Origin of the sequence: Gracilibacillus phocaeensis (assembly GCF_900626275.1) — a bacterium.
GTDB lineage: Bacteria > Bacillota > Bacilli > Bacillales > Amphibacillaceae > Gracilibacillus > Gracilibacillus timonensis.
In genome coordinates this window covers 1-5304 of record NZ_LR131136.1, presented here as the reverse complement: position 1 = coordinate 5304, position 5304 = coordinate 1, and the positions used below count along the sequence as shown (strand labels likewise).

The 5304-nt window shown below is 39.9% G+C and carries 2 protein-coding genes and 1 other annotated feature; both genes read right to left on the bottom strand.

What is annotated here, in order from left to right:
• Positions 1 to 620: 620 nt before the first annotated feature.
• Positions 621 to 3038 carry a leucine--tRNA ligase gene (leuS, locus tag E0E32_RS00070; protein ID WP_066187349.1) on the bottom strand — a complete coding sequence of 806 codons (2418 nt, stop codon included), beginning with the start codon at positions 3036 to 3038 and terminating at the stop codon, positions 621 to 623.
• An 80-nt stretch (positions 3039 to 3118) separates the two neighbouring features.
• Positions 3119 to 3334 (bottom strand) — a binding site (T-box leader).
• A gap of 81 nt (positions 3335 to 3415) precedes the next feature.
• A complete protein-coding gene (locus E0E32_RS00065) occupies positions 3416 to 5077 on the bottom strand; it encodes a glycoside hydrolase family 13 protein (protein WP_130858601.1) in 1662 nt (553 codons plus the stop codon).
• Between the last annotated feature and the right edge of the window lie 227 nt (positions 5078 to 5304).

Genomic DNA, 5304 nt, shown 5'->3' with positions numbered 1-5304 from the left:
AGCGTTCGTCCTGAGCCAAGATCAAACTCTCAATATAGTTTGTACTTGTGCTCGCTTTTGACAAGCTAGCTTTTTGCTTTTCTTCTTACACATACTGGTTGTTTTGTTCAGTTTTCAATGATCAATGAATTCTGCCTATTTATTCTTTAAGTAAGACAGTAAAAAGATTATACCAAATTAAATAGATTATGTCAACAAGAATTTAATATAATCAAAATCAATGCCAACCTTTACAATACTACATGTTTTGTTTGGGTATGTCAACTAGTAAATTACTTACCATTCATTTCTGACAACTTGAAGTGGTGACTTCTCACTTCCATGCCGAAAGCCGCTTTATCTCTCCCCTTCACATTTCATAAGAATGGAAGCTTCTTGTAAAATACGTTAAATGGTAGAATCACCACTTCGCATCACTTTCCTTATTACTTCATAAAGCATAACCATAACTTCTGGGATTACCCATTTCCATCTAGAATAACAAAAAGAGCACGAGTCATGATTTTCGTTTGAACAACCAAAACAACAAATTAGACACTATCACGATCACCGTCCTCATCCAAAACACCTTTATAAGTGACATAAAAACCAGCTGCCAAAGAGCGACAGCTGGTTTGAGATTAATTAGCTACAATATTTACTAATTTGCCAGGAACAGCAATAACTTTCCTGATTGTTTTTCCTTCCAAACGCTCTTTGATACTATCTATTGATAGAGCTTTTTCTTCCATCTCTTCTTTGGTAGCATCCTTGGCAATCATCATTTTTGCCCGTACCTTGCCCATCACCTGAATAACTACTTCCACTTCATCTTCTACCAATTGCGCTTCATCATACGTTGGCCACGTTTCATAAGCAAGGCTTTCCGTATAACCTAAACGAGCCCATAATTCTTCTGCAATATGCGGTGCCACCGGTGAAAGTAATTTAACAAAGGCTTCTGCATAGAAACGAGGAATCTGATCAGCTTTATAAGCTTCATTAATGAACACCATCATCTGAGAAATACCGGTATTAAATCGTAAATCTTCAAAATTGTGTGTCACCACTTTTACCGTTTCATGATAGACTTTATCCAATGCAGATGGTTCATTACTATCCGTCATTTTCTCAGAAAGCGTCTCATCATCTGTAATAAACAAGCGCCATACCCGATCTAAGAAACGTCTTGCACCGTCTAAGCCATTCGTACTCCAAGCAACAGACGCATCTAAAGGTCCCATAAACATTTCATATAGTCTAAGTGTATCTGCTCCATGCGTTTCAACTATTTCATCAGGGTTCACAACATTCCCTTTGGACTTACTCATTTTCTCATTGTTTTCGCCTAAAATCATACCTTGATTATAAAGTTTTTGGAACGGTTCCTTCGTAGATACTACACCAATATCATATAAAAATTTATGCCAGAAACGAGCATATAGAAGGTGTAAAACAGCGTGCTCTGCTCCGCCAATATATACATCAATCGGCAACCAGTCTTTTAGCAATTCTGGATCAGCCAACTGTTCCGTATTATGCGGGTCTACATAACGCAAGAAATACCAACAGCTCCCTGCCCATTGCGGCATCGTATTGGTTTCACGACGCCCTTTCTTCCCTGTTTCCGGATCGACTACACCAACCCATTCCGACACATTCGCTAACGGAGATTCACCCGTACCCGATGACTTTATTTCATCGATTTCTGGAAGAACTAAAGGCAGCTGATCTTCTGGAACGGCTGACATCGTTCCATCCTCCCAATGAATAATGGGAATAGGTTCACCCCAATACCGTTGACGGCTAAACAACCAGTCACGTAATCGATAAGTAACTTTCTTTTCCCCAACATTATTCTCTACTAACCACTCAATCGCCTTTGTAATTGCTTCTTCTTTGTGAAGACCATTTAAAAAGTCAGAGTTGATGTGTGGTCCATCACCTGTGTAAGCCTCATTCTCTATATTTCCACCCTTTAAAACAGGGACAATGTTCAAATGAAAAGCTTTAGCAAATTCATAGTCTCGTTCGTCATGTGCTGGAACGGCCATAATCGCACCGGATCCGTAAGTCATCAATACATAATCAGCCACCCAGATTGGCAGTTTTTCTCCATTAATTGGATTAATGGCATATCCACCAGTGAATACTCCGGTCTTCTCTTTTGCTAAATCCGTGCGTTCTAGGTCGCTTTTCGTTTTTATTTTTTCTAAATAATCATCGACCGTCTGTTGCTGTCCAGGTGTTACCACGATGTCAACTAATGGATGCTCAGGAGCCAATACGGCATAGGTTGCCCCAAACAAAGTATCTGGTCTAGTAGTGAATACATCAAATGATTCAGAATGACCATCAATCGTAAAGGTAACCTCCGCCCCCTCTGAACGGCCGATCCAATTACGCTGCATATCTTTAATACTTTCTGGCCAATCCAATTCTTCCAAATCTTCTAACAAACGATCAGCATAGGCGGTGATTTTCAACATCCACTGTTTCATTGGCTTCCGCTCTACAGGATGTCCACCCCGTTCACTTTTCCCGTCGATAACTTCTTCATTTGCCAATACAGTACCAAGAGCTGGGCACCAATTTACCGGCACTTCATCTATATAGGCCAATCCTCTCTCATATAATTGGAGAAAAATCCATTGGGTCCATTTATAGTAATTTGGATCGGTCGTATTAATTTCTCGATCCCAGTCATAAGAGAAACCTAACTCTTGGATTTGACGACGAAACGTTTGAATATTTTCCTTCGTGAATTCAGCAGGGTCATTCCCCGTATCTAAGGCATACTGCTCAGCAGGCAGTCCAAAAGCATCCCAGCCAATTGGATGTAACACCTCATATCCTTGCATTCTCTTCATCCTGGACAAGATATCTGTTGCCGTATAACCCTCTGGATGCCCTACATGTAATCCCGCCCCGGAAGGATAAGGAAACATATCCAATGCATAAAATTTATCTTTCTCAGACTTTGTATTTGTGGCAAACGTCTTCTTTTCCAACCAATAGTTCCGCCATTTTTTCTCTATTTTCAAATGATCGAACGACATGAATGCTCCTCCTTCAACATCTTAAGATTAAGCCGCAAACAAACCTATGTTCTGAACACAAAAAAATCTCCCTTATCCCGTAATGGGACGAGAGAGATTCCCGCGGTACCACCCAACTTTAGTGTTCAAACAAACACCCACTTCCGTTCCTTAACGCGGAAAACGACAAAGGCTACTTATTGTGTTCACCTTTGTGACATCTGAGGCGAGTTCATAAAGACACAAGAACGACTTGCACCGACCGTCATCTCTCTGCACATGTGAACTTTATTACTATTCCTCATCATCGTCATGTATGCTAAACGTTAGTTTATGATTGGCATTTACTTTCTGATAGTTTATAGAAATGTCTGACTTTTGTCAAGGGAGATGCGACGTCACCATATATATACACAGGCTTGATAAGGCTGTAGAGATAATGTATTAGTTAACTCTGTTTGATCCAAATTAGCTAATGCTAAGACAGGTTCTTTTTTCACAATTTCCTCTGGGATTTCCAGTTTGGCTTCCTCTTCGAATAGATTGACTACGATTAAGGCGCCATGTTCTACTAAATTCCTTGTATAAGCATATACATGTGGATTTTTTTCGTCGACTAAATCATAGGTGCCGTATACGAATTGCTGATTTCCTTGTCTAAGTTGAATCATTTTTTTATAAAAGTGAAGAATGGAGTCTGGGTCTTCCTGCTGTTGCTCCACGTTGATGTTCGTATAATTTGGATTCACTTTCAGCCAAGGACTACCAGTGGTAAATCCTGCATTTGCAGAGGCATCCCATTGCATTGGTGTACGAGAGTTATCACGCCCGCCTTTCCAAATATCTGCCATGATGGCTTGGTGAGACCTTCCTTCCTTTTGTTCTTGTCGATATTTATTCTTAATTGCTACATCGTTATAATCGTTAATCGAATCAAATTGTACATTCGTCATTCCCAGCTCTTGACCTTGATAAATAAACGGGGTCCCTTGCATGAAGAAGTACATTAACCCCAAACCTTTCGCTGAACGCTCACGATAGTTGGAATCATTCCCCCAAGTGGAAACAGAACGAGGCTGATCATGATTTTCTAAGAATAAAGCATTCCATCCTATACCCTCCAAGCCTTTCTGCCATTTTGTTAATACTTCCTTCAAGGTTTTTATATCCAATCCGCCTTTGTCACTTATATCCCAAAGATCGAGGTGTTCAAATTGAAAAATCATATCAAAATAGCCTTTGTCTTCTCCAACCCATTGTTCTGCCTCTTCTAACTTAACGCCGTTCGCTTCTCCAACGGTCATAATATCATATTGATTTATCGTCTGTTCCGCAAATTCTCCCAAAAACTTTCCAATACCTGGCTGATTCATATGACCATCAAAAGAAGGTACATACTTCTTACTTTTGGGATTAGGCATATCAGGAAATCCTGCTGTCTTCTTAATATGAGAAATGGCGTCTACTCGAAACCCGTCTATTCCTTTGTCCAGCCACCAATTGACCATATCATACAATTCATGACGCACTTCCGGGTTCTCCCAATTTAAATCAGGTTGTTTTCGAGAGAACACATGCATATAGTATTCATTAGTCTGTTCATCATATTCCCAAGCAGACCCACCGAAGATCGACTCCCAGTTGTTCGGTTCTTTTCCACTCTTTCCTGGCCGCCAAATATAGTAATTACGATATGGATTATCCTTTGCTGAACGAGATTCCACAAACCATTTGTGTTCATCAGACGTGTGATTGATAACAAGATCCATGATCAACCTCATGCCACGATTGTGCACTTCATCCAGTAATCGATCAAAATCTTTCATCGTGCCAAACTCGCCCATGATTGCTTGGTAATCACTAATATCGTAGCCGTTGTCGTCATTAGGAGATTCATATATGGGGCTGATCCACACTACATCAATTCCTAAATCTTGCAAATAATCAAGTTTGGCTATGATCCCTGGTATATCACCGATTCCATCGCCATTCCCATCCATAAAACTTCTTGGGTATATTTGATAAGCTACTGCCTCTTTCCACCATTTCTGTGTCTGCATTGTCTGGCCCCCTATGTAACTGATTTATTTTTATGCGCAAACGATTGCGCTTATACCATCTTATCATGAATAAGGGTGTTGTCAATTTATTATTTGTTTTACTCAAGTTTCGGAGTTTAAAAAATGACCTGACTCCTTGTTGCACTTAGTCTTGGAATGAAATAATTATCATTAAAATACAAAAAACACCCTATTCTTTGGTAAAATATAGGCACCACACCAACCAA